Origin of the sequence: Pseudooceanicola profundi (assembly GCF_050897955.1) — a bacterium.
GTDB lineage: Bacteria > Pseudomonadota > Alphaproteobacteria > Rhodobacterales > Rhodobacteraceae > Pseudooceanicola.
Genome location: NZ_JBPAXZ010000001.1, coordinates 125,082 through 148,243, shown reverse-complemented (window position 1 = coordinate 148,243; position 23,162 = coordinate 125,082). Strand labels below are relative to the sequence as shown.

The window sequence follows — 23,162 nt, the reverse complement described above, 5'->3', positions numbered from 1 at the left end:
AGAGAGGTTCCCAGATGTCCCAGCCCGCCTTTGTCCTTGTCCGCCCCCAGATGGGGGAAAACATCGGCGGGGCCGCGCGCGCCATGTGGAATTTCGGCCTCGACCGGATGCGCATCGTCGATCCGCGCGACGGCTGGCCGAACCCAAAGGCCGTCGCCATGGCCTCCGGCGCGGGGCGTCTGCTGGATCACGCCGGGCTTTTTGACGACACGGCTAAAGCGCTCGAAGGCGCCACCCATGTCTTTGCCACTACGGCCCGTGCCCGCGGACTGACAAAACCCGTCGTCACCCCCGAACGCGCGATGGAGATGGCGGCAGAGATGATCGGGCAGGGCGGCCGCGTCGCCGTGCTCTTCGGTCCCGAACGCGCGGGGCTGGAGAATGACGACATCGCCCGCGCCAATACCCTGATCAACGTGCCGGTGAACCCGGAATTCGCCTCTCTCAACCTCGCGCAATGTGTGCTGCTCCTCGCCTATGAGTGGCGCCGCCAGACCGCACAGGTAGAGGCCGAGCGGGTGGAGCTTGCCGGCACTGACTGGGCCGAGGCGATCGAGGTGGAGAAACTGGCCGAACATTACGAAAGCCGCCTCGACGAGGCTGGCTTCTTCTTTCCGGAGCCCAAGGCGGAGGGGATGAAGATCAACCTGCGCAACCTCTGGTCCCGCATGCCGCTGACCCGTGCCGATGTGCAGATGCTGCACGGCATCCTGCGTCAGATGGTCCGCTGGAAGGAACGCGGCTGACCACCCGTTCGCCTTGCCGCCCGGACGGGACCGCACTAGGTTCCGCTCACCAGACAGCAAGAGGCAGGCATGGCCGAGAAACGTAAGCTTTTCGAAGAGGTCACCACCGACCAGCGCCCGGAGATCGCCACCGGCGCCATCGACAAGACAAGGCGCGGCGCCCGGCGTGGCATCCGCATCTGGCTGATGATCCTCTTTGCCCTGGTCGTCGTGATGATCGCCGTGGGCGGTCTGACCCGGCTGACTGACAGCGGGTTGTCGATCACCGAATGGAAACCGCTGACCGGGGCGCTGCCGCCGATGTCAGCGGCCGACTGGCAGTCGGAGTTTGAGAAATACCAACAGATTCCGGAATTTCAGGTGCAGAACGCCTGGATGGATCTGGCCGCCTTCAAGCAGATCTACTGGTGGGAATGGGGTCATCGTCAGCTGGGCCGGGTGATCGGCCTTGTCTGGGCGCTTGGATTCTTCGGTTTCCTGATCGCACGGCAAATCCCGCAGGGCTGGACCGGACGCCTGTTTTTCATCGGCGTGCTCGGCGGCATTCAGGGGGCGATCGGCTGGTGGATGGTCTCTTCCGGCCTCGAAGGCACGATGCTGGATGTCGCCTCCTACCGGCTGGCGACCCATCTTGGCCTCGCCTTCATCATCCTGGGCTTCATCACCTGGTACGTGCTGATGCTGGGCCGCCCGGAGCGGGAGCTGATGCAGGCCCGCCGGTCCCGCGATGCCAAGCTCTTCTCGCTGGGCACGGGCTGGATGCATTTCGCCTTCCTACAGATCATCTTGGGCGCGCTGGTGGCAGGGATCGACGCCGGGCGCAGCTATACCGACTGGCCCACCATGGGCGGCCAGTTCATCCCGCCGGACCCGATGATGCTGACGCCCGCCTGGCGGAACTTCCTTGAAAATCCGGGGCTTGTGCAGTTCATCCACCGGATGTCCGGCTATCTTCTGCTGGCCTTTGCGATCATGATCTTTGTGAAATCCCGCCGTGCATCGAACCGCGTGACCAAGGGCGCCTTTACCGTCGCCTTTGTCGCGCTCTGCGGTCAGGTCGTGCTGGGCATCGTCACCGTGATGACCGCCGCCCATCTGCATGTCGCGCTGACCCATCAGCTGCTGGCCGTCGCGACCTTCGTCTTCATCATCCGCGCGCGCTTCAACGCCGCCTATCCCATGCCCCAGTCCGTCCGAGGTTAATCCATGTCCACCAACGCCCAGACCGCCGCCCTGACCGACCTCCTCGCCTTCCAGAAGGAGACGGAGGCGCTCGCCCAGGTCTCCGGCCGGCTCGGCTGGGATCAGGAGACGATGATGCCGCGTGGCGCTGCGGAACAGCGGGGGGAGGAGATGTCGGCCATGGCCTCCATCCTGCACGCCCGCCGCACCGATCCCCGCATCGCCGACTGGCTGGCAGAGGCGGAAGGCGCCGACAAGACCGCCCCGCAGGCGTCGATGCTGCGTCTCATCAAGCGTGACCTCGACCGCACGATGAAGGTGCCCGCGCGTCTGGCGTCGGAAATCGCCCGCGCCACCTCTGTCGCTCAGGGCAAATGGGCGGAGGCGCGTGCCAATGACGATTTCAAGGCCTTCGCGCCCATCCTCGCCCAGATCGTCAAGCTGCGGCAGGAGGAGGGCGCGGCGCTGGCCGAGGGCGGCAATGTCTACGACGCGCTGCTCGACGTTTACGAGCCGGAGATGACGGCGGCAGAGCTGGAGAAGATGTTTGGGGAGATGCGCCCGCGCCTGACCGCCCTGCGCGCCGCCGTGCTGGAAAAACCCATGCCCAAGGGGCTGGACGGCCGTTTCGATCCCGACACACAGATGAAACTGACGGCAGAGGTCGCCAGGGCCTTTGGCTATGATTTCACCCGTGGCCGGATCGACAAGGCGGTGCACCCGTTCTCCTCCGGCTCCGGCTCCGACGTGCGGATCACCACGCGGACCAACCCGGCGAACCCTTTCGACTGCCTCTATTCCACGATCCACGAGGTTGGCCATGCCTGTTACGAACAGGGGATCGACCCGGATTATGCGCTGACGCCGTTGGGTCAGGGCGTGTCCATGGGCGTGCATGAGAGCCAGAGCCGCATCTACGAAAACCAGATCGGACGCTCGCGGGCCTTCACCGGCTTCCTCTTCGGCAAGATGACCGAAACCTTCGGCGATCTGGGCCTGCCCGATGCCGATGCTTTCTATGCTGCCGTCAACACGGTGCGAAAGGACTTCATCCGCACTGAATCCGATGAGCTTCAGTACAACCTCCACATCATGCTGCGCTTCGATCTGGAGCGTGCTCTGATCGCTGGAGATCTCGCTGTGCCGGATCTTGAGGCCGCCTGGAACGACCGGTTCGAAAAGGATTTCGGCTATGCGGTGCCAAAGGCCTCGCTCGGCTGTCTGCAGGACGTGCACTGGTCCGTCGGGCTCTTCGGCTACTTCCCGACCTATTCGCTGGGCAATGTCTATGCGGGCTGCCTGCATGCCGCGCTGCGCCAGTCCGTGCCGGACCTCGACGCCCATCTGGCAGGTGGCGACACCGCCCCCGCAACCAGCTGGCTGCGCGAGAATGTCCAGCAGCATGGCGGACTTATGAAACCGGCAGAGGTCATCACCCAGGCCTGCGGCACCGCCCCCACGGCGGCCCCGCTGCTGGACTATATCGAGGCGAAATTTACCGCGATCTACGGGCTCTGAGCGCTCAATAGGCGGGGAACAGCCCCCGGCTGTCCCGCCGACCAAACCGCGCGCCCTGACCGAATTCAAAACTCACCGCGGCAGAGGCGACAGTGTCGTGGTTATCCGTCCGGCCCACCATCAGCCCGGTCCGCACGCCGTTGCGGAACATGAATTCAGCGCCGACATAGCCGAAATTTTTGCGTCCCGTCGTCATCCCGGTTTCGGCAACGGCCCCGGCTGAGAGACCGAAGCCGCGCCAGGCGTCGGGATGAAACCCGGCATCCAGACCATAGCGCACGCCGTCCGTGGCAACATCCAGATCGTCGCGATAGGCGAAATGCCCTTCCAGCGCGATATCCCCGGTGGCATAGGCGGCCTCGATCCCGGCGTAATAGGAGCTCCCGGGGCGCCTGTCTTCGGCCGTCGCAAAGACGCCAACAGCCAGGTCCTCGTCCACTGCATAGTATAGATGCAGACTGCCCGAAGGGGAGGTGGAGGTGATCTGTTCATATTTGCCGATGCCCAGATCCATCTGCACACCGGCGCCGAACCCCAGCTCTGTCCCCAGCGACATCTCGGCCCGTTTGAAGTTTCCGCCGGTTCCAAAATTCCGGCCCAGCTCAATGACCGCCTCGCCCCGCACCATGTCCTGCGCTGCCGCTGTTGGGGGCAGGGCGATGCACGTTAGCAATGACAGGACGGCGGGTATCAAAACTGCGCGCATGCGACACCTCTTTTTTCTAAATCTAGCTGAAATTTCTGGTTTCGACAATAGATCCCGTTGGCCACACTACAGATTGTGTCTTGGTCGGAGATAGCAGCAATACGGGGCAGAGAAAAAAATTGGGCCGACGCAGGGCCGGCCCAGTATGGAATTTGGCGCGGTAGATCGCCAACTCCGCTTTGGCGGGACCGGGCGCGTGTGCCACGGTTCCCTTTCCCGCTGCTAGGACGGAAAAAGACATGCGAAAGCCAAGCTGACGAAGGACGAGGGTATATGTCCGGGAGCCGCCAGAATTTGACCAAGCCTGCCAAATGCAAATTCATATGTGCACGCATTGGTTGCATGATCAAGTTCTGAAAAGCAGAAATAACACAACGATCACAGGGGTGTGTTCGCTTTGCCTCAGATGCGAATTAGCATCTTGGCTGACCCTGGGGCACGTCAGGGTTGTGCTGTCCTCTCAGAGAGATGCGGCAGTTTCAAACGCCTCGGTTGCCCAGTCGATCACGGCCTGCAACAGCGGGTCACGGCGCCGTGTTTCATGGTAACACAGGTACAGAGGCGTCTCGATATCGGGATAGGAGGGGTCGTAAAGGTCAAGCTCCGGCTCTCGTTTCGCATCGATGCGCAGGGTCAGCCCTGGCAACCCCGTGACTCTGATGGCCGTAGCGATATCGGTCATGGTCTCCAGCCGCAGTGACGGTGGACGTCCCATCAGCTCCATCGCGCTCTGCATCGGTCCGTGGCTGTCGAAATGACGGAGCAGGCCGACCCAATGCCCATCCCGAGTTACATTCTGGGGCGCATAGACATTGGCATGGACCTTGCCGATAGGTCGCACGATCAGTCGGCCCTGCTGCGGTCGCAGCGGAGAGATGATCAGGTCATTCTCGCCAAGGGTATCGCGATATGTCTGCGCATGCAGACTAATGCGGATCCCGGGGTGTTTGTCGATCAGACGGCTGATGCGCGGACACAGGACACCGTTTGCCAGTGAACCCGGCATGCCGATGGAGACGGACCCGACCACCTGTCCTTCCATGACATCATTTGCGTTGAGGTAGCTTTCAATCTCGCCTTCAAAACTGGCAACGCTTTCGATCAGCGCCCCGATCGCATCGCTGGCCACCCAGCCGTCCGGTGTCTTGTGGAAAAGCTCATAGCCAAGCGCCTCGGAAAGACGCGCCAGGCGGCGCGACACGGTCGCCGGGTTGGTGGACAATAGCCGGGCGGCGGCGCTCATCGATCCGGTCTTGTGAACCGCCATCAGGTAGCGCAGATCGTCCCAGTTCTCGACTCGGGATTCCGTTCCCTTCAGCATCAGCTTTCTTCCGTCTCTCCGGCCTCGTCCTCATCACCCTGATCCGCGATCCGCGCGACCGAGACGACGACCTCGTTCTTGCCGGTGTTGAACACCTTGACCCCGCCAGCCGCCCGCGACCGGAAAGAGATCCCGTCGACCGGCACCCGGATCGACTGGCCCTTGGAGGTCGCCAGCATGATCTGGTCGTCCATATCGACGGGGAAGGCCGCGATGATCTCGCCCGTGCGCATCGACTTCTCCCAGGCGGTCACGCCCATGCCGCCACGGCCCCGGACAGGATAGTCATGCGACGACGAGATATGACCGGCGCCACCCTCCGTGATGGTCAGGATCAGCGTCTCCGCCGCCGACATCGCCGCATAGCGCGACTGGTCGAGTGGCATATCCGCATTGCCCTCTTCTTCCTCCGTGGCCTCCGTATCGCCGGCCATGGCGCGGCGCATCTTGAGGTAGGAGGCGCGTTCGTCCGACTCCGCCAGGAAATGCGGCAGCACGAACATCGACGCCACTTCGTCCTTTTCGTTCAGCTTCACGCCGCGCACGCCGGTGGAGGCGCGGGAGTTGAAGACCCGCACGTCATCCGCCCGGAAGCGGATCGCCCGGCCGGATTGCGTGAACAGCATCACATCATCCTCGGGCCCGCAGATCGCGGCGTTGATCAGGCGCATGCCCTCATCCTCGCCCTCGAACTTCATCGCGATCTTGCCGTTACGCATGACATTGGTGAAATCCGACAGCGCATTGCGGCGCACTGTCCCGGCAGAGGTCGCAAAGACGATCTGCAGATCGCCCCATTCCTCCTCATCCCGGTCCACGGGCATGATCGCGGCAATGGAAACACCTGTCGGGATCGGCAGGATATTCACAATCGCCTTGCCCTTGGAGGTCCGCCCGCCCAGCGGCAGGCGCCAGGTCTTCAGCTTGTAGACCATGCCTTCGGTCGTGAAGAACAGAAGCTGCGTATGGGTATTGGCGACGAACAGCGTGGTGACCGCATCGTCATCCTTCAGCGCGCCGCCGGAAACCCCCTTGCCGCCGCGTTTCTGCGACCGGAAATCCTCCAGCGGGGTGCGCTTGATATAGCCGCCGGCGGTGACGGTCACGACCATCTCCGCCCGTTCGATGAGGTCTTCATCCTCCATATCGCCGGACCAGTCGACGATCTCCGTCCGGCGCGGCACGGCGAAGAGTTCCTTCACTTCGCGCAGCTCGTCAGAGATGATGCCGAGGATCCGTTCGCGGGAGCCGAGGATCTCAAGGTATTCCTTGATCTTGCCCGCCAGCTCTTCCAGCTCGTCGGTGACTTCTTTCACACCCAGCTGGGTCAGGCGCTGGAGGCGCAATTCGAGGATGGCACGGGCCTGCGTTTCCGACAGGTTATAGGTGCCGTCGTCGTTCATCTTATGCGTCGGATCGTCGATCAGCCGGATATAGGCGGCGATATCGCCTGCTGGCCAGCGCCGCGTCATCAGCTTCTCCCGCGCCTCTGCCGCATCGGCCGACGACCGGATCGTCGCCACGACCTCGTCGACATTCGACACCGCCACGGCCAGACCGCAGAGGATATGCGACCGCTCCCGCGCCTTGCGCAGCAAATAGGCCGTGCGGCGCGCAACCACGTCTTCCCGGAAGCTGATGAAGTTCGACAGGAAACCGTAAAGCGTCAGCGTCTCAGGCCGGCCGCCGTTCAGCGCCAGCATGTTGCAGCCGAAGTGCGTCTGCATCGGCGTGAAACGGTACAGCTGGTTCAGCACCACATCCGGGGTCGCATCGCGCTTCAGCTCGATCACGACACGCACGCCGTGGCGGTCGCTCTCGTCCTGCACATGGGCGATGCCGTCGATCTTTTTCTCGCGCACCTGTTCCGCGATCTTCTCGATCATCGCGGCCTTGTTCACCTGGAACGGAATCTCGTCAATGACGATGGCGTAGCGTTCCTTGCGGATCTCCTCCACGTGCTGCTTACAGCGTATGATGACCGACCCGCGGCCCTCCAGGTAAGCCTTTCGCGCCCCGCCACGGCCCAGCATGATGCCGCCCGTGGGAAAGTCGGGGCCGGGGACATATTCGATCAGGTCCTCTACGCCCATGTCGGGGTTCTGGATCAGCGCAAGCGTCGCATCCACGACCTCGCCCAGATTGTGCGGCGGGATGTTCGTCGCCATGCCAACTGCGATGCCGCCTGCGCCATTGACCAGCATGTTCGGGAACTTGGCGGGCAGGACGACCGGTTCACGGTCTTTGCCATCATAGTTCAGCTCGAAATCGACGGTATCCATGTCGATGTCGCCGAGCAGATAGTTGGCCGCCTTGGCCATCCGCACCTCAGTGTAACGGAAGGCCGCAGCCTTGTCCCCGTCCATCGACCCAAAGTTGCCCTGACCGTCGAGCAGGGGCAGCGACATAGAGAAATCCTGAGCCATCCGCACCAGCGCGTCGTAGATCGCGGAATCACCATGTGGGTGATATTTGCCCATGGCGTCCGCCACGGGGCGCGAGGACTTCCGATAGGGCTTGTCGTGGGTATTGCCGACCTCATGCATGGCGAAAAGAATGCGCCGGTGCACAGGTTTTAACCCATCGCGCAGATCGGGAATCGCGCGTGAAACGATGACGGACATCGCATAGTCCAGATAGGACGTCCGCATCTCGTCGACGATGGAAACCACCGGCCCGTCATAGGGCGGCCGAGTAATTTCTTCTTCGTTGTCAGGGGGTTCGGGAGTGTCGGTCAAAGGATCGGCCCAGTCTTGAAGGAGCTTCTATATCTAGTTGGCCAGACTATAGCACCCACTTTCTCTGGGGTGCAATGGCCGCTTTGCAGATGCGTTGGCAGCCGGAGGGGGTGGCTGCTAGCACACTGTTTTTGTTGATTATTAATCGGCGGAGCGCATCATTTTTCTGTGGATAACAAGAAAGGTGCTTAAATGACCACGGACTGCGCGATGACAGAGACGGAAATGATGTTGAAGGGATACGGGCTGACCACGGCGGAATTCCTCTACCGGATGCCCGATTACAAAAGCGTGCTGAACAGTTTCATCTGGCAAGAGTACGATCTGGCCCCGGATCATCCCCGGCTCTTCAAGTTTATCGAGTTCTGGCAGGACGAGATCGAGGGCCCGCTGCATTCCGTCCGCTTCACCCACCGTAAGCAGATCGCGCCGGGCGAATGGCGCAACTGCGTGGGAGAGTTCCGGCTGCATTGACGTCTGGCCCGCTGCGCAACCGCGCGGAACAAGGCCGCAGGCCGCCGCGCGATCGCCGGGCCGCCCTCCGGCCCGGCGATTGGCCGACGCAGGCGCGACGCTCGATCAGAGCGCTACCACGGCAGCCATAAAGCGCTGATGTTCTGATGTCGGATCGCCGCGCCGCGGCCCTGCGACCGCACGGCTCCGCACGCAATTCAACCCGCGCAGCTCGCCCCGCCCAGCACGCAGAACTTGGCGCAATGCGGATGGTTCAGCGCCACTGCTTGGCCGATCTCCGGCGCCTGTGTCCCCATGTCGAACTGCGGATCATAGGGCAGCAAGGTGCAGGCGGCGAAGGACGGCGCTTCGCCACGCCGTTTCACCAGCATTCGCGATGACGAACACATCACACCAGAAGGTTCCTTGCCCAGAATGCCCCAGCAGGCGGTGGTGATTTCCGGCACCTCGGCGCCCAGGTCCATCTCCGGAAATAGCACCAGCGCTCCGGGATTGCCCGCATCGATCAAAAATGCCTCGTCAGCGAACAAAGCCGCATAGCCCGCCCGCATTTCCGCTTCTGTCTCATGGGTGAACCCACGGCCCGCGACAGCCATCTCCACCCCCAGATCGCGCAGCCAGCGCATGCCTGTCAGGCTTTCCTCAAAGGCGCCATCACCGCGTTCCGCATCATGCGCCGGTGCCCGGTAGTGATCCAGCGACACCCGCAGCACCATCTGGCCGGGATAGGCATGATGCAGCCGCTCCAGCGCCGCCCGGCAGCGCGGCCGCATCATCGGACGCATCGCATTGGTCAGGATCAGCACCCGCAGACCGCGCCGCAAGACATCCTCGATGATCGAAGGAAAGGCGGGATTGAGGAACGGCTCGCCGCCGGTAAAGCCAACCTCTTCAACGGGATGCCCCTTGGCCAGCAGATCGTCCAGCGCCGCCGCAGCCTCATCCGCCGTCAGATAGACCAAAGCGTCATTTGTCGGAGAGCTCTCGATATAGCAATGCGAACAAGCGATATTGCACAGCGTCCCGGTATTGACCCAAAGCGTGCGGATCCCCGTCAGAGCAACCGTCGCACGCGCTTCACCCTTGGCCGTTACAAGGGGATCGAGGAATTTGCCCGCATTGGCGGCGATCTGGTCTTTCATGTCCGCTCCAGGCCGGAATTTGTCCGGTCTAAGCAGGTCTAGCGGCTGGACACCGGCGTGGAAAGGCTGGTCTATGGCCTCAAGCCATTGTGAAACCGGGGCAGGACGCTATGTTAGCGCCAAAACTGGCCCCTCAGGCAGCAAAGGAACGCCGCCCATGGTATCTCGCGTCATCCCCGTCGATGCTTTCGATCTGGTGATCTTCGGGGGCACGGGCGATCTCGCCAAACGCAAGATCCTGCCCGCGCTCTTCCGCCGCTTCTGCGCCGGCCAGATGGAAGGCGACAGCCGCATCATCGGCGCCGCCCGGTCCGAACATGATCAGGCCGAATATCGCCAGATGGTGGCCGATGCGATTGCCGAGTTCAACACGACCTCCCATTGCGAGGTGGGCACGCTGGAGTCCTTTCTCGACCGGATCGACTATGTCCACGTCGATGCCAAGGGCGACGAGGGCTGGCAGACGCTGGCCGACAAGATGGGCCGCGGCACCAAGGACGGCCATATCCGCGCCTTCTACTTCTCTGTCGCGCCCAGCCTCTTTGGCGATCTGGCCGAACGTCTGCACACCTACGGCATGGCCGACGGCAATTCGCGCATCGTGGTGGAAAAGCCATTCGGTCGCGACCTTGAAACCGCCAAGGCGCTCAACGACGTCCTGGCCCAGCACTTCGACGAAAGCCAGATCTACCGGATCGACCACTACCTCGGCAAAGAGACGGTGCAGAACCTCATGGCCGTCCGCTTTGGTAATATGCTGTTCGAACCGCTGTGGAATTCGCAATACGTGGATCACATCCAGATTACCGTGGCCGAAACCGTGGGGGTCGGGGGCAGGGGTGAATATTACGACCGCTCCGGCGCTATGCGGGACATGGTTCAGAACCATATCATGCAGCTCCTCTGCCTTATCGCGATGGAACCGCCGGCGAAATTCGACCCCGACGCCGTGCGCGACGAAAAGCTCAAGGTCATCCGCGCGCTCAACCCGGTGGAGCCCGCCGATATCGTGCGCGGCCAGTATGATGCGGCGGATGGCAAGCCCGACTACATCTCCGACGTGGAAAACCCCCGCGCCACCTCCGAAAGCTTTATCGCCATGCGGCTGGGGATTTCCAACTGGCGTTGGGCCGGCACGCCCTTCTACATCCGCACCGGCAAGAAGCTTAAGGCGCGCGCCTCGGAAATCGCCGTGGTCTTCAAGGAAACCCCGCATTCCATCTTCGGGCCGGAGGCCGGGCGCCACCGCAATATCCTCACCATCCGCCTGCAGCCGAACGAAGGCATGGACCTTGACGTCACGATCAAGGAACCGGGGCCGGGCGGGATGCGTCTGATCGACGTGCCGCTCGACATGACCTTTGCCGATGCTCTGGGCCCGGATGGCGAAGAGGTGCCCGATGCCTATGAACGCCTGATCATGGATGTGATCCGGGGCAACCAGACGCTCTTCATGCGCGGCGACGAGGTGGAGGCCGCCTGGGCCTGGACCGACCCGATCATCGATGATTGGGAAACCCGCGCCGCCAAGCCCATGCTTTATGAACCCGGCTCCTCCGGCCCCGAGGATGCGCTGGCGCTGATGCATCGCGACGGCCGCCGCTGGCGGGAGATACGCCCATGATCTGGCACGATTATCCCGACCGCGACCTGATGGCGCTGGACCTGGCCGACACGCTGGCGTCAAGCATATCGAGCGCGCTGCGGCATGAGGATCGCGTGACCCTCGCTGTGCCCGGCGGCACCTCGCCGGGGCCGATGTTCGATGCGCTCTCCTCGGTCCATATGGACTGGGACCGCGTCGATATCCTGCTGACCGACGAACGCTGGGTGCCGGAGACGAGCCCGCGGTCGAACACCGCGCTGCTGCGCAACCGCCTGCTGACCGGCCATGCCGCCGCCGCCAGCCTCGTCCCGCTCTATGCCGAGGCCGAAACGCCTGAGGAAAAGCTCGACGAGCTGATCGAGGCGCTGAAGCCCAAACTGCCGATCGACGTGCTGGTGCTGGGCATGGGGGCGGATATGCACACAGCCTCGCTCTTCCCCGGCGCCGACCGGCTGGAAGAGGCGCTGTCGAACCATGCCCCCGCGCTCCTGCCCATGCGCGCGCCCGGCGCGCCGGAGCCGCGCGTGACGCTGACGGCCCCGGTCCTGAAAGGCGCGATTGATACCCATATTCTGATTATGGGCACGGAAAAGAAGGACGCCATTCAGAAAGCGGCCCGTATGAAACCGATAGACGCCCCGGTTTCCGTTCTGCTGGACGGGGCCCATATTCATTATTGCGACTGAATTTGAAGGACGCACCCATGTGGAGCGAAATTGAGACCCGCGCGGCAGCTGCCCGCGACCGAAACATCGCGGCCCTTCTGGCAGAAGGCGACCGCCTGCCGGATTTCACGGTGAAATTCGGGGATTTCCTGCTGGACTATTCCAAGACCCAGATCACCGCAGAGGACCGCAGCGCCTTGCTGACCCTGGCCGAGGTGACCGAGGTCGAGGCCCGCCGAGACGCCATGTTCGCCGGTGAAAAGATCAACGAGACCGAAGGGCGCGCGGTACTGCACACGGCACTGCGCAACCTCTCCGGCACCCCGGTGGAGGTCGACGGCGAAGACGTCATGCCCGGCGTTCTGGACACGCTCACCCGGATGGAACGCTTTGCCGAAACCATCCGCGACGGCAGCTTTGCCGGGGCAGGCGGCGCCTTTACCGATGTCGTCAATATCGGGATCGGCGGGTCGGATCTGGGCCCTGCCATGGCGCATCTTGCTCTGGCGCCCTGGTGCGACGGACCGCGCGTGCATTACGTGTCCAATGTCGACGGCGCCCATATTCATGACACGCTGGAACATCTCGACCCCGCAACAACGCTGGTTATCGTCGCCTCCAAGACCTTTACCACCTCAGAGACGATGACCAATGCGCGCACGGCCCGCGACTGGATGGCCGCCCGCGTGGCCGACCCGGCGGCGCAATTCGTGGCGCTGTCCACCGCTCTCGACCGGACGGAGGAATTTGGCATCCCCGCCGACCGTGTCTTTGGCTTTGAGGATTGGGTTGGCGGGCGCTATTCCGTCTGGGGGCCGATTGGCCTGTCGCTGATCATCGCCGCAGGGCCGGGCGTGTTTCAGGATTTTCTGGCGGGCGGCCATGCGATGGATGCGCATTTCTGCGGCACGCCGCTCAGGGACAATATGCCGGTGATCCTCGCGCTTGTCGGCATCTGGCACAATCAGGGCATGGGCCATGCCACCCGCGCGGTGCTGCCCTATGACCAGCGCCTGCTGCGTCTGCCCGCCTACCTCCAGCAGCTGGAGATGGAATCGAATGGCAAATCGGTGGCGATGGATGGCACCGACCTGCCCGTGACCGCAGGCCCCGTGGTCTGGGGTGAGCCCGGCACCAACGGCCAGCACGCCTTCTACCAGCTGATCCATCAGGGCACCCGCGTCGTGCCCTGCGAATTCCTCGTCGCCGCGAAAGGGCATGAACCCGAGCTTGCCCATCACCATCAGCTGCTGGTCGCCAACTGCCTCGCCCAGTCGGAGGCGCTGATGCGCGGCCGCTCGCTGGAGGAGGCGCGGGCGATCATGGCCGCCAAGGGCCTGACCGGAGACGAGCTCGACCGCCAGGCCCGCCACCGCGTCTTCCCCGGCAACCGTCCGTCGGTGACGATGATCTACCCCCAGCTCACGCCACATATGCTGGGCCAGATCGTGGCGCTTTACGAACACCGGGTGTTTGTCGAAGGCGTGATCCTCGGCATCAACTCCTTCGACCAATGGGGCGTGGAGCTGGGCAAGGAACTGGCCAAGTCGCTGGCACCGGTGCTGTCAGGCGAGGTCTCTGCCGAGGGCAAGGACGCCTCGACGGCGGGGCTGGTGGGGTATGTGCGGGGGCATGGGGGGTAAATGAGCGGATGGTTGAATGTCGGCTGTGCAGGCATATTTGACTTTCGCCACGTTGCAGACGTTTCTGCGACGGCAGGAAAGCGAAACGAAAGTTTGGCGGCGTCAGTATCTGAGCATCTCATAGCGGCACTATGATTGAAGCATGCTTTTCGCGGACCTACCACTTTATTAGTTTTTTGATAAATTTTTTAGTTTTTCTCCACGCCCTATTAATTTTTCGAGCCGCCTTTTTTAAGTGATGTGCGATCGTATCAAGAATGTCACCTCCACCCGGGTCTCCGAGCAGAGAGATGGAAAACATTGTCAGGTATAGCGGGGCGACAAAGGCCGGAAGAATTATCTCTTTTGGCTGGAAATCGTCGATTGCGCCTACTTCCTTTTCCCACATATCCTCAGGATCGTAAGAATAACCATTGAGAGTGAACATGTAAATATTGTCGTCGCGCATATACTCGCGCACTTGAGGGGGCGGATCTGATATCTCGATTTCCGCTCCTGGAATGAAAGAGTCCTCAATCATCTGAGCAACGATATCGCCGTAATTGTCGTGAAGTAAATAGCAGGCCTTCACGAAAATAGTTGCCTCCTCCCAAGAATACCCTGATTCAGTAAGTGCAGACTTTACAGCATTCCAATACCGCTCGGAGTTTTCTCCAGTATAAGCATACTTCAACGGATCGATATCAAGGATCGCCTCGATTCCGGCACCTATCCTTTTGTCTATACTAAAGTTTGAAGCTTTCAGCGTTCTAAGAAGATCTTCTTTGGCCGCTTCGCCACGATCATCAACCAGAGTCTTTAATTCATATGACATGACTAGTACTTCTTTCTTGGATAGCAAGGAAGTTTCCATCGAGACTTATCAAAGCGAGTTGCCTTGCTATATACGCTCACGCAAGATCATCTCTAGATCAACGATTTTTTTGCCCTGATCTGAACCTCTCGCTGAATAAGATGCTGGTGTTGCGTTGGTTTGTCGGTAGTTTGGGCTCAAACCAGTCCTCCACCACCCCCCACAAAAGCAAAAACGGGGCACGCGGCCCCGTTTTCCGATCGGTATTCCGATCCGCCCGCCTTCGCGGGGTTTTGCCGTCACTTGCCCTTTGACTGAACCGGGGTCCGGCTGGTCTCGGGCGCCTTCGGTACTGCCAGGAAAGGCAGCACATCCAATGCCGTGTCGATAGGGGCGTTCATCGCCATTTTTTCTGCTCCTGCGGTCTGCGCGCGCGCTCGTAGCCTGCCTCTTCCCTCTTGGCAATATACACGATGACGGTTTCGCCCGCGTTTCACATCCTGTTGCAAAATGTTGCTTACGGGATCGAAAACCCGGGCGGCGCCAGCTCGAACCCCTCGAACTGAAAGGCCGGTGACACGGTACAGCCCACCAGCGTCCATCCGCCCCGGCTGGTGGCGGCCTGCCAGTGCCCCTCTGGCACGATGACCTGCGGGGCCGAGTCGGCGTCCAGCAAAGGCCCCAAGGTCCAGTGCCGCGCCGGTCCCCGCGCTTCCGCCGCCACTGACAGAACCAGGGGCGCGCCGGCGTACCAGTGCCATATCTCCACCGCATCAACCCGGTGCCAGTGGCTCCGCTCCCCCGCCGCAAGAAGGAAATAGATGCAGGTCCCGGCAGGCCGCCCCGGCCCGTCGCCGATCCATGTCTGGCGGTAATGCCCGCCCTCCGGATGCGGCGCCAGATCGAGCGCGGCGATCACCTCCTGCGCCGACATGTCCTGCAAGGCGCTCATGACGCCCGCCAGGGACGCCGCGCCAGATAGCGGCGGGTAAAGGCCAGATAGCCCGGCGCGGTCACGCCGAGCGCCGCGCGCATATGGCCATGCAGCCGGGGCAGGGCATGGAAGGGCACATTGGGAAAGGCATGATGCTCGATATGATAGGGCATGTTCCAGGCGATCAGCCGCACCAGCCGCGTCGTGAAGGTCGTGCGGGTATTTTGCAGAACATTGGCAATCTGCGGACAATCGCCATGTTCGGCCAGAAGATAGACCCGCAGCGCGGGCTGCCCCACCAGCGCCGGCAGGATCCAGACCCAGAACAGCAGCGGAGAGACCACAAGGCTCAGCCCGGCCACCAGATAGAGCACGACAAGGACCCGCGCCTCACGCTCCGCCCGGGGCCGCGCCCGCTCCGGCAGATAACCGGGCCGCTCCCGCCCGCGCAGGAGCCGTGCGAGCAGCGCGATATTGCCAGCCCAGAACGGCAGGCCGGACACATGCCAGGCCCAGGCCAGCCAGCTGCCGGGTTTCGGGCTCTCCAGCTCCGGGTCCTGGCCGGGCAGGTTGGTGTAGCGATGATGCGCCAGATGGAAATAACGGAACCAGATAAACGGCAGCAGGTTCAGCGCACCGCAGATATGCCCCGCCCAGGTGTTCAGCCAGTCGCTTTGAAAGGGCGTCGCATGGGTCGCCTCATGCTCCAGCGTAAACAGAAAGGCGATCAGCACGCCCTGCACCGGGATCAGGAGCGGCCAGAACGGCACGCCCGCCGCGATTCCCGCAGCCGATGCTAGGATGCTCCCGAAATGAATCGCCGCCCGGCCCAGCCCCGGCCCGTTGCGACGCAGGTTCAGGGCCGCCCGGACCTCAGAGTCGAGCCGGGGAAGACCCGTATCGGTGGCAGGGGGCATCTCCATCTCCTCAAGCCTAGGCCGATGGCCGCGCCGCGACAAGATCACAGCCGGATGCCATAAAACCGGATCAACTCCTCAAAGCCCTCGGGCACGTCGTAAAACGGGGCCCATTCGGAAAACCCGAGCCTGTCATAAAGCGCCATCGCTTCGGTCAGCCATATCATCGTATCCAGCACCATCACCCGGTACCCATCGTCCCGTGCCAGCGCCATCGCCTCGGAAAAGATCGCCTTTGCAGCGCCATGGCCCCGCGCCGCCTCGGTCGTAAAAACCCGTTTGATTTCGCAGGTCTCGGGGCCGACCCGATGCGTCATGCCACAGCCGACGATACGACCATCGAGCTCCGCGACAAAGATGGCCCCGTCCGGCCGCGCATGCTTCTCTTCCAGACTGGCCAGAAGCGCCTCATAGGATGCCTCGGCATAGTAATTGGCCAGCACCTCCGGTCGCTCCAGGGTCCGCTCCGCCAGCAATGCGCGATAATCCCGGCAAAGCGAGCGCACCGCTTCCAGATCCGCCGCTGCTCTCGCTTGCCTGACACGAAGTTCACCCATAGGCCAACCCTGCCACAACACCCCATGACTGCAATGCAAAACGCGTGGTCGCAAGAACCACGCGTGCTGCTTCTCTGGTCACGAAATATCCCGGGGGGAAGCGGCAAAACACGTTTTGCCGTGCGGGGGGCTGGCCCCCCGCCACCGCCCGGGTCAGGCGCTCACTTCAGAATGGACGTCCCGGCATATTCAGCAGCCTCGCCCAGCATCTCCTCGATGCGGATCAGCTGGTTATACTTTGCCAGCCGGTCCGATCGCGCCAGCGACCCGGTCTTGATCTGACCGCAGTTCGTCGCCACCGCCAGATCGGCAATGGTGGAATCTTCCGTCTCACCCGACCGGTGCGACATGACATTGGTATACCGCGCCCGATGCGCCATATCGACGGCGCGCAGCGTCTCGGTCAGCGACCCGATCTGGTTGACCTTGACCAGCATGGAATTCGCCACCCCCTTGCCAATCCCCTCGGCCAGACGGGCCGGATTGGTCACGAACAGATCGTCGCCCACCAGCTGCACCTTGTCGCCCAGCTTATCGGTCAGCATCTTCCAGCCGTCCCAGTCATCCTCCGAACAGCCGTCCTCGATGGAGATGATCGGATAATCGCCGCAGAGCGCCGCGAGATAATCGACATTCTCCGCCGCCGTCAGGGATTTGCCTTCCCCCTTCATCTCGTACTTGCCGGCCTCGAAATATTCGGTCGCGGCACAGTCGAGCGCCAGGTAGATATCCTCGCCCGGCTTGTAGCCGGCCTTCTCGATGGCCTTCAGGATGAAATCCAGGGCATCGCGGGTGGAGGCCAGCTCCGGCGCAAATCCACCTTCATCGCCCAGCCCGGTGGACATGCCCGCCGACGACAGCTCTTTCTTCAGCACGTGGAATACTTCGGAGCCCATGCGCACGGCGTCGCGGATATTCCCCGCGCTGACCGGCATGATCATGAATTCTTGAATGTCGATCGGGTTGTCGGCATGTTCGCCGCCATTGATGATGTTCATCATCGGCACCGGCAGCATCCGTGCCGAGGTGCCGCCGACATAGCGATACAAGGGCTGCATTGTGAAATCCGCCGCGGCCTTGGCGGCGGCCAGCGACACGCCCAGGATTGCATTGGCCCCTAGGCGGCCCTTGTTCTCGGTCCCGTCGAGCGCAATCATCGCCATGTCGAGCCCGATCTGATCGGTCGCATCCATGCCCAGCAGCTCTTCGGCGATCTCGCCGTTCACGGCCGCCACGGCCTCCAGCACGCCCTTGCCGGAATAGCGTGCCTTGTCACCATCGCGCTTCTCCACCGCCTCATAGGCGCCGGTGGAGGCGCCCGAAGGCACGGCGGCCCGGCCCATCGAGCCGTCTTCAAGGGTCACGTCGACCTCGACGGTCGGATTGCCGCGGCTGTCGAGGATTTCGCGCGCGTGGATGTCGATGATGGTGCTCATGGGGTCGTCCTTCCGGCCGGATGCATCTTTGCTCTGGGCTTGTAAGCCCCCGAAAAGCCGTTGCAAAGAGGGCTTTCAGACGTTTGCGCAAACACCCGGCCGGGCAGGGGGGCGCTGCCCCCCGTCGCTGCGCGCCTCCCCCCGAAGTATTTCGGGAAAGATGAAGGGGCGGCCGTGTTCATCTTTCCAAAAATACTCCCGCCGGAGGCAAATCTTCGCCGCAAAAGGAGCGGGCTGGGCATCTGGGAGCGCGGGATCGGGTAACCCCGCCTCGGTGCTGGTTTTGTGACCGGCGATGGGGAATAGTGCCGGAGGATTCCCTTCGCGAGGCGCACATGCTCGACGAGAAGACGATCTCCGATACCGTGACCGCGACCCGGACGGAGCGACCGAAGCTCTACAAGGTCATCCTGCTCAACGATGATTTCACCCCGCGCGCCTTTGTGACCAAGGTGCTGCAGTGGGTTTTTCGCATGTCCGAAGGGGAGGCAGAGGGTGTCATGTTGACGGCCCATATGCGCGGCGCCTGTGTCGTGGCCGTGTTCACGCGCGAAGTGGCAGAGGAGAAGTCAAAACAGGCGACAGAGCTTGGCCGCGGGCAGGGTTATCCTCTGACCTTCACGACGGAACGGGAAGACTAGTCGCCGACGACTTTGCGGCGCCCGTAAAGTTCCAACCGGTGGCCCAAGAGCTCAAACCCGAGCTTGGCCGCGATTTTTTCCTGAAGCGCTTCTATTTCGGGATCGACAAATTCGATGACCCGTCCTGTCTCCAAATCGATCAGGTGATCATGGTGATCGCGCTCTGCATCTTCATAGCGGGATCGGCCGTCGCCAAAATCGACTTTTTCAAGTATTCCGGCTTCTTCCAGGGTTTTTACAGTCCTGTAGACGGTTGCAAGGGAAATCCGCGGATCCTGGACAGCGGCTCTGGCGTGCAGTTCCTCCACATCGGGGTGATCGCGCGACGTATCAAGCACAGACGCGATCACGCGGCGCTGCTGCGTCAGGCGTAGACCGTTGTTCTCACACCGTTCCAGTATGGATACGCGCATGACCACTCCTCATGTTTCGCTCCATTCTGACCTGCCATGCCGGTTGGCTCAACCCGTGTTGTGTTTCGGTCCTCACTCCCACTCGATCGTGCCCGGCGGTTTCGAGGTCACGTCATAGGTGACGCGGTTGATCCCCTCGACCTCATTGATGATCCGGGTGGCGGTTTCGCCCAGGAAGTCATGGCTGAACGGGTAATAATCGGCAGTCATGCCATCGACGCTCGTCACGGCGCGCAGCGCGCAGGCATAGTCATAGGTCCGCCCGTCGCCCATGACGCCCACGGTCCGGACGGGAAGGATGGCCACGAAGGCCTGCCAGATCTCGTCGTAAAGCCCGTGCTTGCGGATCTGGTCGATATAGACCGCATCGGCCTTGCGCAGGATCTCCAGCTTGTCGCGGGTGATCTCTCCGGGGCAGCGGATCGCCAGACCGGGTCCGGGGAAGGGGTGGCGGCCGATGAAACTGTCGGGCAGGCCCAGCTCGCGGCCAAGTGCGCGGACCTCGTCCTTGAAGAGCTCGCGCAGCGGCTCCACCAGCTTCAGGCCCATCTTCTCCGGCAAGCCGCCGACATTGTGGTGCGATTTGATCGTGACCGAGGGGCCGCCGGAAAAGCTTACCGATTCAATGACATCTGGGTAGAGCGTGCCCTGTGCGAGGAAAGAGGCCCCCTCGATCTGATCGGCATATTTCTGGAAGACGTCGATGAAGAGCCTGCCGATGATCTTGCGCTTGGTCTCCGGGTCCGACACGCCGTCGAGCTCCCCCAGGAACAGATCCTGTTCCTGCGCATGGATGACCGAGAGGTTCATATGGTCGCGGAACATGCCGACAACTTCGTCGGCCTCGTTCAGGCGCAGGAGGCCGTGATCGACGAAGACGCAGGTGAGGTTTTCCCCGATCGCCTCGTGGATGAGCGCCGCGGCAACAGAACTGTCGACGCCGCCCGACAGCGCACAGATGACCTTGGCATCGCCGACCTTATCACGGATCGCCTGCACCATCTCTTCGCGGTAGGCCGCCATGGTCCAGTCGCCCGAGAATCCGGCCAGTCGCACGAAATTCTCGTAAAGCGTCTTGCCGTTTGGCGTATGGTGGACCTCCGGATGGAACTGGACGGCAAAGAAATTGCGCGAGAGATCGGCGGTGATCGCATAGGGCGCATTGGGCGAGGTGCCATAAACGGCAAAGCCCGGCGCCAGCTGGCTCACATGATCGCCGTGACTCATCCAGACCTGTTCGCGCGCGTCCAGGAACCAGCCCGAGAGCAGCTCGATCCGGTCCGTTGTGGGAGAGACCCAGGCCCGGCCGAATTCCGCCGTGCCGCCGCCGCCTGTGATCTTGCCGCCTTCAACCAGCCCGCCCAGGTCCTGCATCATCACCTGCTGGCCATAGCAGATCCCGAGGATCGGCACGCCCAGGTCATAGACGGTCTGCGGCGGGCGCGGAGAGCCGTCACGGGTCACTGAATCCGGCCCGCCCGAAAAGATCACCGCTTTTGGCGCGAATTCGGCCAGAAAAGCGTCGGTGACGTTCTGGTAGGGGTGGATTTCACAATATACGTTCAGCTCTCTCAGGCGGCGTGCGATCAGCTGCGTCACCTGGCTGCCGAAGTCGATAATCAGAAGGCGGTCATGAGAGATCTGGGTCATGAGGATGCTCTAGTTTGCGGCGGCGCGGCGCGCAAGAGGATTGCGCCCCCTTCCGGCTGTCGCCGGGCGGAGGGCGCGGCGGGAGGGGGCTGTCTGCCCCCTCTGTCGCCCTTCGGGCGCCATTCACCCCCGAGGATATTTGCCGGACCAGAGAAAGGGGGAGCCGCAGTGCTGAGCGGCTGTTGACCCGAAGTACCCCCGCCCCGCAGATGCGAAGCGGGGGCTTCTCCGGTCGCGGTCATCGGCGTCCCCGCCTGTACCGCCATGGCAGAATGGCGGGCGATGGTTAATTTTTCGTTGTTCTCTGGTCTTGAAATATCCTCGGGGGACAGCTTGGAGCCAGAGGCTCCGAGCTGCGGGGGCAGACAGCCCCCGTCGCGGCCAGCCATAAGGCGGGTGATGTCGTTTTTTCCCCCCACCTGCCGTTAATCGTGCCTTTTGACGCGCTGTGGCCGGATATCAAAGGGAAAGCCGGGCGGGAATGCCGGGCCATGCGGCGTGAGGGTTTGAGATGAGCGAGAGTGCAACCACAGGGCGGCGGGGACGGTCCGGCGGAGGCGCCGCGCGGCGCGCCGAAAGAACGACTTTGAAGATCGGAGCTGTGCCGGTCATCCAACGGGCCATTCCGAATACTGAACTGCTGAGCGAGGAGACGCTCGCCATCATCGAGGCCAATGCCGAAACGGTGCTGGAAGAAATCGGTGTCAACTTCGTGAACAATCCGGCGGCGTTGGAGCGCTGGCGCGCAGCCGGCGCGGATGTCCGCGCCGAGCGGGTCCATATCCCGCGCGGGCTGGCCAGAAAGCTTTGTGCGACGGCGCCATCGCGCTTTGTCCAGCATGCGCGCAACCCGGAAAGATCGGTCGAGATCGGCGGCCGGAACCTGGTTCTCGCGCCGGTTTATGGCCCGCCCTTTGTCCGTGATGCAGATGGCGGCCGGCGATATGCCACGATGGAGGATTTCCGGAATTTCGTGAAGCTTGGCCATATGTCCAAATGGCTGCACCACTCCGGCGGCACGGTCTGCGAGCCGACCGACCTGCCGGTGAACAAGCGCCACTTCGATATGTTGCATGCGCATATGACGCTGACCGACAAGCCCTTCATGGGCTCTGTCACGGAACCCAGCCGGGCGCAGGACTGCGTCGAGATGTGCGGCATCCTCTTTGGCGAGGAGTTCGTGCGCAACAACACCGTCATGACCTCGCTGATCAACATCAACTCGCCGTTGACCTTCGACGACGTGATGATGGGCGCGCTGGAAGTCTATGCCGCCAATATGCAGGCCACCATTATCTCTCCCTTTATCGTTGGCGGTGCCATGGCCCCGGTCTCTGTCGTCGGCACGCTGACGCAGGTTCTGGCCGAGGTTCTGGCCGGGATCGCCTATTCCCAGCTGGTCCGGCCCGGCGCGCCGGTGATCTTTGGGGCCTTTGTCACCTCCATCGACATGAATTCGGGCGCGCCGACCTTCGGCACGCCAGAGGCGAGCCAGATCCTGTATGGTGCCGGGCAGCTGGCGCGGCGGATGAACCTGCCGTTCCGATCCGGCGGCGGGCTCTGCGGGTCCAAGCTGCCGGATGCCCAGGCCGGGTATGAGACCGCCAATACGCTGAATGCGGCGCTGATGGGCGGGGTGAACTTTATGCTGCACGCCTGCGGCTGGCTGGAAGGCGGGCTGGTGTCCTCCTATGAGAAATTCGTTCTCGATGCGGATCAGCTGGGCACCTTGCACAAGATGGCCGCCGGTGTTGCCGCGGATGAGAATGCCCAGGCCATGGAGGCCCTGCGCGAGGTGGGGCCCGGCGGGCATTTCCTTGGCTGCGCCCATACCCAGGCCAATTTCAAATCGGCCTTCTGGCGCAGCGAAGTGTTTGACTATAAACCCTTCGAAACCTGGGATGAGGAAGGCGCGAGAGACAGCCAGTCGCTGGCATCGGCCCGTGTCAAAACCCTGCTCGACGCCTATGAGGCGCCGCCGCTTGACCCTGCGATCGCGGAGGCTCTGGCGGGCTACGTAGCGGCCCGCAAGGCGGAAATGCCGGACGCCTTTATGTAAATCTGCCAAGGGGGCACCAGC

General features: G+C 62.4%; 20 protein-coding genes. 9 read left to right on the top strand and 11 right to left on the bottom strand.

Features of this window, described 5'->3' with window-relative positions; all coding sequences use genetic code 11:
* The first annotated feature begins 14 nt into the window (after positions 1-14).
* The 3 genes from ACRARG_RS00725 (at position 15) to ACRARG_RS00715 (ending at position 3,446) form a co-directional block, all read left to right on the top strand.
* On the top strand, positions 15-746 hold the full coding sequence (locus ACRARG_RS00725; RefSeq protein WP_432688063.1) for an RNA methyltransferase: 732 nt from the start codon (positions 15-17) through the stop codon (positions 744-746).
* Between the two features lie 69 nt (positions 747-815).
* Complete coding sequence (gene ctaA, locus ACRARG_RS00720; protein ID WP_432688062.1) at positions 816-1,949, top strand: heme A synthase; 1,134 nt, start codon at positions 816-818, stop codon at positions 1,947-1,949.
* Between the two features lie 3 nt (positions 1,950-1,952).
* Positions 1,953-3,446 carry a carboxypeptidase M32 gene (locus ACRARG_RS00715; RefSeq protein WP_432688061.1) on the top strand — a complete coding sequence of 498 codons (1,494 nt, stop codon included), beginning with the start codon at positions 1,953-1,955 and terminating at the stop codon, positions 3,444-3,446.
* A 4-nt stretch (positions 3,447-3,450) separates the two neighbouring features.
* Here ACRARG_RS00715 and ACRARG_RS00710 read toward each other — a convergent pair whose 3' ends face one another.
* From ACRARG_RS00710 to gyrA, 3 genes are all read right to left on the bottom strand, one after another.
* Complete coding sequence (locus tag ACRARG_RS00710) at positions 3,451-4,152, bottom strand: hypothetical protein (RefSeq protein ID WP_432688060.1); 702 nt, start codon at positions 4,150-4,152, stop codon at positions 3,451-3,453.
* 460 nt (positions 4,153-4,612) lie between these two features.
* Positions 4,613-5,473 (bottom strand): LysR family transcriptional regulator, encoded by an 861-nt coding sequence (locus ACRARG_RS00705; protein WP_432688059.1) that lies wholly within the window; start codon positions 5,471-5,473, stop codon positions 4,613-4,615.
* The gene (gene gyrA, locus ACRARG_RS00700; protein WP_432688058.1) at positions 5,473-8,211 is read right to left on the bottom strand and encodes a DNA gyrase subunit A; all 2,739 of its coding nucleotides are present in this window, start codon (positions 8,209-8,211) and stop codon (positions 5,473-5,475) included. The genes ACRARG_RS00705 and gyrA overlap by 1 nt, the downstream gene beginning before the upstream one ends.
* 192 nt (positions 8,212-8,403) lie before the next feature.
* Between gyrA and ACRARG_RS00695 the strand changes: the two genes are divergently transcribed.
* Positions 8,404-8,685, top strand: coding sequence for an usg protein (locus ACRARG_RS00695; protein WP_432688057.1), 282 nt, complete (start codon positions 8,404-8,406; stop codon positions 8,683-8,685).
* 197 nt (positions 8,686-8,882) lie between these two features.
* Here ACRARG_RS00695 and ACRARG_RS00690 read toward each other — a convergent pair whose 3' ends face one another.
* On the bottom strand, positions 8,883-9,827 hold the full coding sequence (locus ACRARG_RS00690; protein ID WP_432688056.1) for a radical SAM protein: 945 nt from the start codon (positions 9,825-9,827) through the stop codon (positions 8,883-8,885).
* A 157-nt stretch (positions 9,828-9,984) separates the two neighbouring features.
* Between ACRARG_RS00690 and zwf the strand changes: the two genes are divergently transcribed.
* From zwf to pgi, 3 genes are read left to right on the top strand one after another with little or no spacing between them, the layout of a single operon-like run.
* A complete protein-coding gene (gene zwf / locus ACRARG_RS00685; RefSeq protein WP_432688055.1) occupies positions 9,985-11,451 on the top strand; it encodes a glucose-6-phosphate dehydrogenase in 1,467 nt (488 codons plus the stop codon).
* A complete protein-coding gene (gene pgl / locus ACRARG_RS00680) occupies positions 11,448-12,119 on the top strand; it encodes a 6-phosphogluconolactonase (RefSeq protein ID WP_432688054.1) in 672 nt (223 codons plus the stop codon). Before zwf ends, pgl begins: the two co-directional genes overlap by 4 nt.
* 2 nt (positions 12,120-12,121) lie before the next feature.
* Positions 12,122-13,741, top strand: coding sequence for a glucose-6-phosphate isomerase (gene pgi / locus ACRARG_RS00675; RefSeq protein WP_432688053.1), 1,620 nt, complete (start codon positions 12,122-12,124; stop codon positions 13,739-13,741).
* Between the two features lie 157 nt (positions 13,742-13,898).
* Here the strand turns inward: pgi and ACRARG_RS00670 are convergent, their stop codons facing one another.
* From ACRARG_RS00670 to eno, 5 genes are all read right to left on the bottom strand, one after another.
* Positions 13,899-14,555 carry a hypothetical protein gene (locus ACRARG_RS00670; RefSeq protein WP_432688052.1) on the bottom strand — a complete coding sequence of 219 codons (657 nt, stop codon included), beginning with the start codon at positions 14,553-14,555 and terminating at the stop codon, positions 13,899-13,901.
* Positions 14,556-15,051: 496 nt separating this feature from the next.
* Positions 15,052-15,468, bottom strand: a complete 417-nt coding sequence (locus tag ACRARG_RS00665) for a cupin domain-containing protein (protein ID WP_432691290.1) — start codon at positions 15,466-15,468, stop codon at positions 15,052-15,054.
* A gap of 14 nt (positions 15,469-15,482) precedes the next feature.
* Positions 15,483-16,385 carry a fatty acid desaturase gene (locus ACRARG_RS00660; RefSeq protein ID WP_432688051.1) on the bottom strand — a complete coding sequence of 301 codons (903 nt, stop codon included), beginning with the start codon at positions 16,383-16,385 and terminating at the stop codon, positions 15,483-15,485.
* 44 nt (positions 16,386-16,429) lie between these two features.
* Complete coding sequence (locus tag ACRARG_RS00655; protein WP_432688050.1) at positions 16,430-16,942, bottom strand: GNAT family N-acetyltransferase; 513 nt, start codon at positions 16,940-16,942, stop codon at positions 16,430-16,432.
* Positions 16,943-17,103: 161 nt separating this feature from the next.
* Entirely contained in the window at positions 17,104-18,378 is a 1,275-nt protein-coding gene (gene eno, locus ACRARG_RS00650; protein ID WP_432688049.1) for a phosphopyruvate hydratase, read from the bottom strand.
* 335 nt (positions 18,379-18,713) lie between these two features.
* On the opposite strand from eno, the gene ACRARG_RS00645 reads away from it, so the two are divergent.
* Entirely contained in the window at positions 18,714-19,019 is a 306-nt protein-coding gene (locus ACRARG_RS00645) for an ATP-dependent Clp protease adaptor ClpS (protein ID WP_432688048.1), read from the top strand.
* Here ACRARG_RS00645 and ACRARG_RS00640 read toward each other — a convergent pair.
* Positions 19,016-19,432 carry a Fur family transcriptional regulator gene (locus ACRARG_RS00640; protein WP_432688047.1) on the bottom strand — a complete coding sequence of 139 codons (417 nt, stop codon included), beginning with the start codon at positions 19,430-19,432 and terminating at the stop codon, positions 19,016-19,018. The genes ACRARG_RS00645 and ACRARG_RS00640 overlap by 4 nt on opposite strands.
* Positions 19,433-19,504: 72 nt before the next feature.
* On the bottom strand, positions 19,505-21,082 hold the full coding sequence (gene guaA, locus ACRARG_RS00635) for a glutamine-hydrolyzing GMP synthase (protein WP_432688046.1): 1,578 nt from the start codon (positions 21,080-21,082) through the stop codon (positions 19,505-19,507).
* 511 nt (positions 21,083-21,593) lie between these two features.
* On the opposite strand from guaA, the gene ACRARG_RS00630 reads away from it, so the two are divergent.
* Complete coding sequence (locus ACRARG_RS00630) at positions 21,594-23,141, top strand: trimethylamine methyltransferase family protein (RefSeq protein WP_432688045.1); 1,548 nt, start codon at positions 21,594-21,596, stop codon at positions 23,139-23,141.
* Positions 23,142-23,162: the final 21 nt, after the last annotated feature.

Coding starts and splice junctions, on each gene's coding strand:
- ACRARG_RS00665 (WP_432691290.1), bottom strand. CDS start 15,468: ATGTCGGCGCAGGAGGTGATCGCCGCGCTCGATCTGGCGCCGCATCCG.
- ACRARG_RS00645 (WP_432688048.1), top strand. CDS start 18,714: ATGCTCGACGAGAAGACGATCTCCGATACCGTGACCGCGACCCGGACG.
- eno (WP_432688049.1), bottom strand. CDS start 18,378: ATGAGCACCATCATCGACATCCACGCGCGCGAAATCCTCGACAGCCGC.
- ACRARG_RS00660 (WP_432688051.1), bottom strand. CDS start 16,385: ATGCCCCCTGCCACCGATACGGGTCTTCCCCGGCTCGACTCTGAGGTC.
- ctaA (WP_432688062.1), top strand. CDS start 816: ATGGCCGAGAAACGTAAGCTTTTCGAAGAGGTCACCACCGACCAGCGC.
- ACRARG_RS00690 (WP_432688056.1), bottom strand. CDS start 9,827: ATGAAAGACCAGATCGCCGCCAATGCGGGCAAATTCCTCGATCCCCTT.
- ACRARG_RS00705 (WP_432688059.1), bottom strand. CDS start 5,473: ATGCTGAAGGGAACGGAATCCCGAGTCGAGAACTGGGACGATCTGCGC.
- ACRARG_RS00640 (WP_432688047.1), bottom strand. CDS start 19,432: ATGCGCGTATCCATACTGGAACGGTGTGAGAACAACGGTCTACGCCTG.
- ACRARG_RS00630 (WP_432688045.1), top strand. CDS start 21,594: ATGAGCGAGAGTGCAACCACAGGGCGGCGGGGACGGTCCGGCGGAGGC.
- ACRARG_RS00715 (WP_432688061.1), top strand. CDS start 1,953: ATGTCCACCAACGCCCAGACCGCCGCCCTGACCGACCTCCTCGCCTTC.
- zwf (WP_432688055.1), top strand. CDS start 9,985: ATGGTATCTCGCGTCATCCCCGTCGATGCTTTCGATCTGGTGATCTTC.
- pgl (WP_432688054.1), top strand. CDS start 11,448: ATGATCTGGCACGATTATCCCGACCGCGACCTGATGGCGCTGGACCTG.
- guaA (WP_432688046.1), bottom strand. CDS start 21,082: ATGACCCAGATCTCTCATGACCGCCTTCTGATTATCGACTTCGGCAGC.
- ACRARG_RS00710 (WP_432688060.1), bottom strand. CDS start 4,152: ATGCGCGCAGTTTTGATACCCGCCGTCCTGTCATTGCTAACGTGCATC.
- ACRARG_RS00725 (WP_432688063.1), top strand. CDS start 15: ATGTCCCAGCCCGCCTTTGTCCTTGTCCGCCCCCAGATGGGGGAAAAC.
- ACRARG_RS00695 (WP_432688057.1), top strand. CDS start 8,404: ATGACCACGGACTGCGCGATGACAGAGACGGAAATGATGTTGAAGGGA.
- ACRARG_RS00655 (WP_432688050.1), bottom strand. CDS start 16,942: ATGGGTGAACTTCGTGTCAGGCAAGCGAGAGCAGCGGCGGATCTGGAA.
- ACRARG_RS00670 (WP_432688052.1), bottom strand. CDS start 14,555: ATGTCATATGAATTAAAGACTCTGGTTGATGATCGTGGCGAAGCGGCC.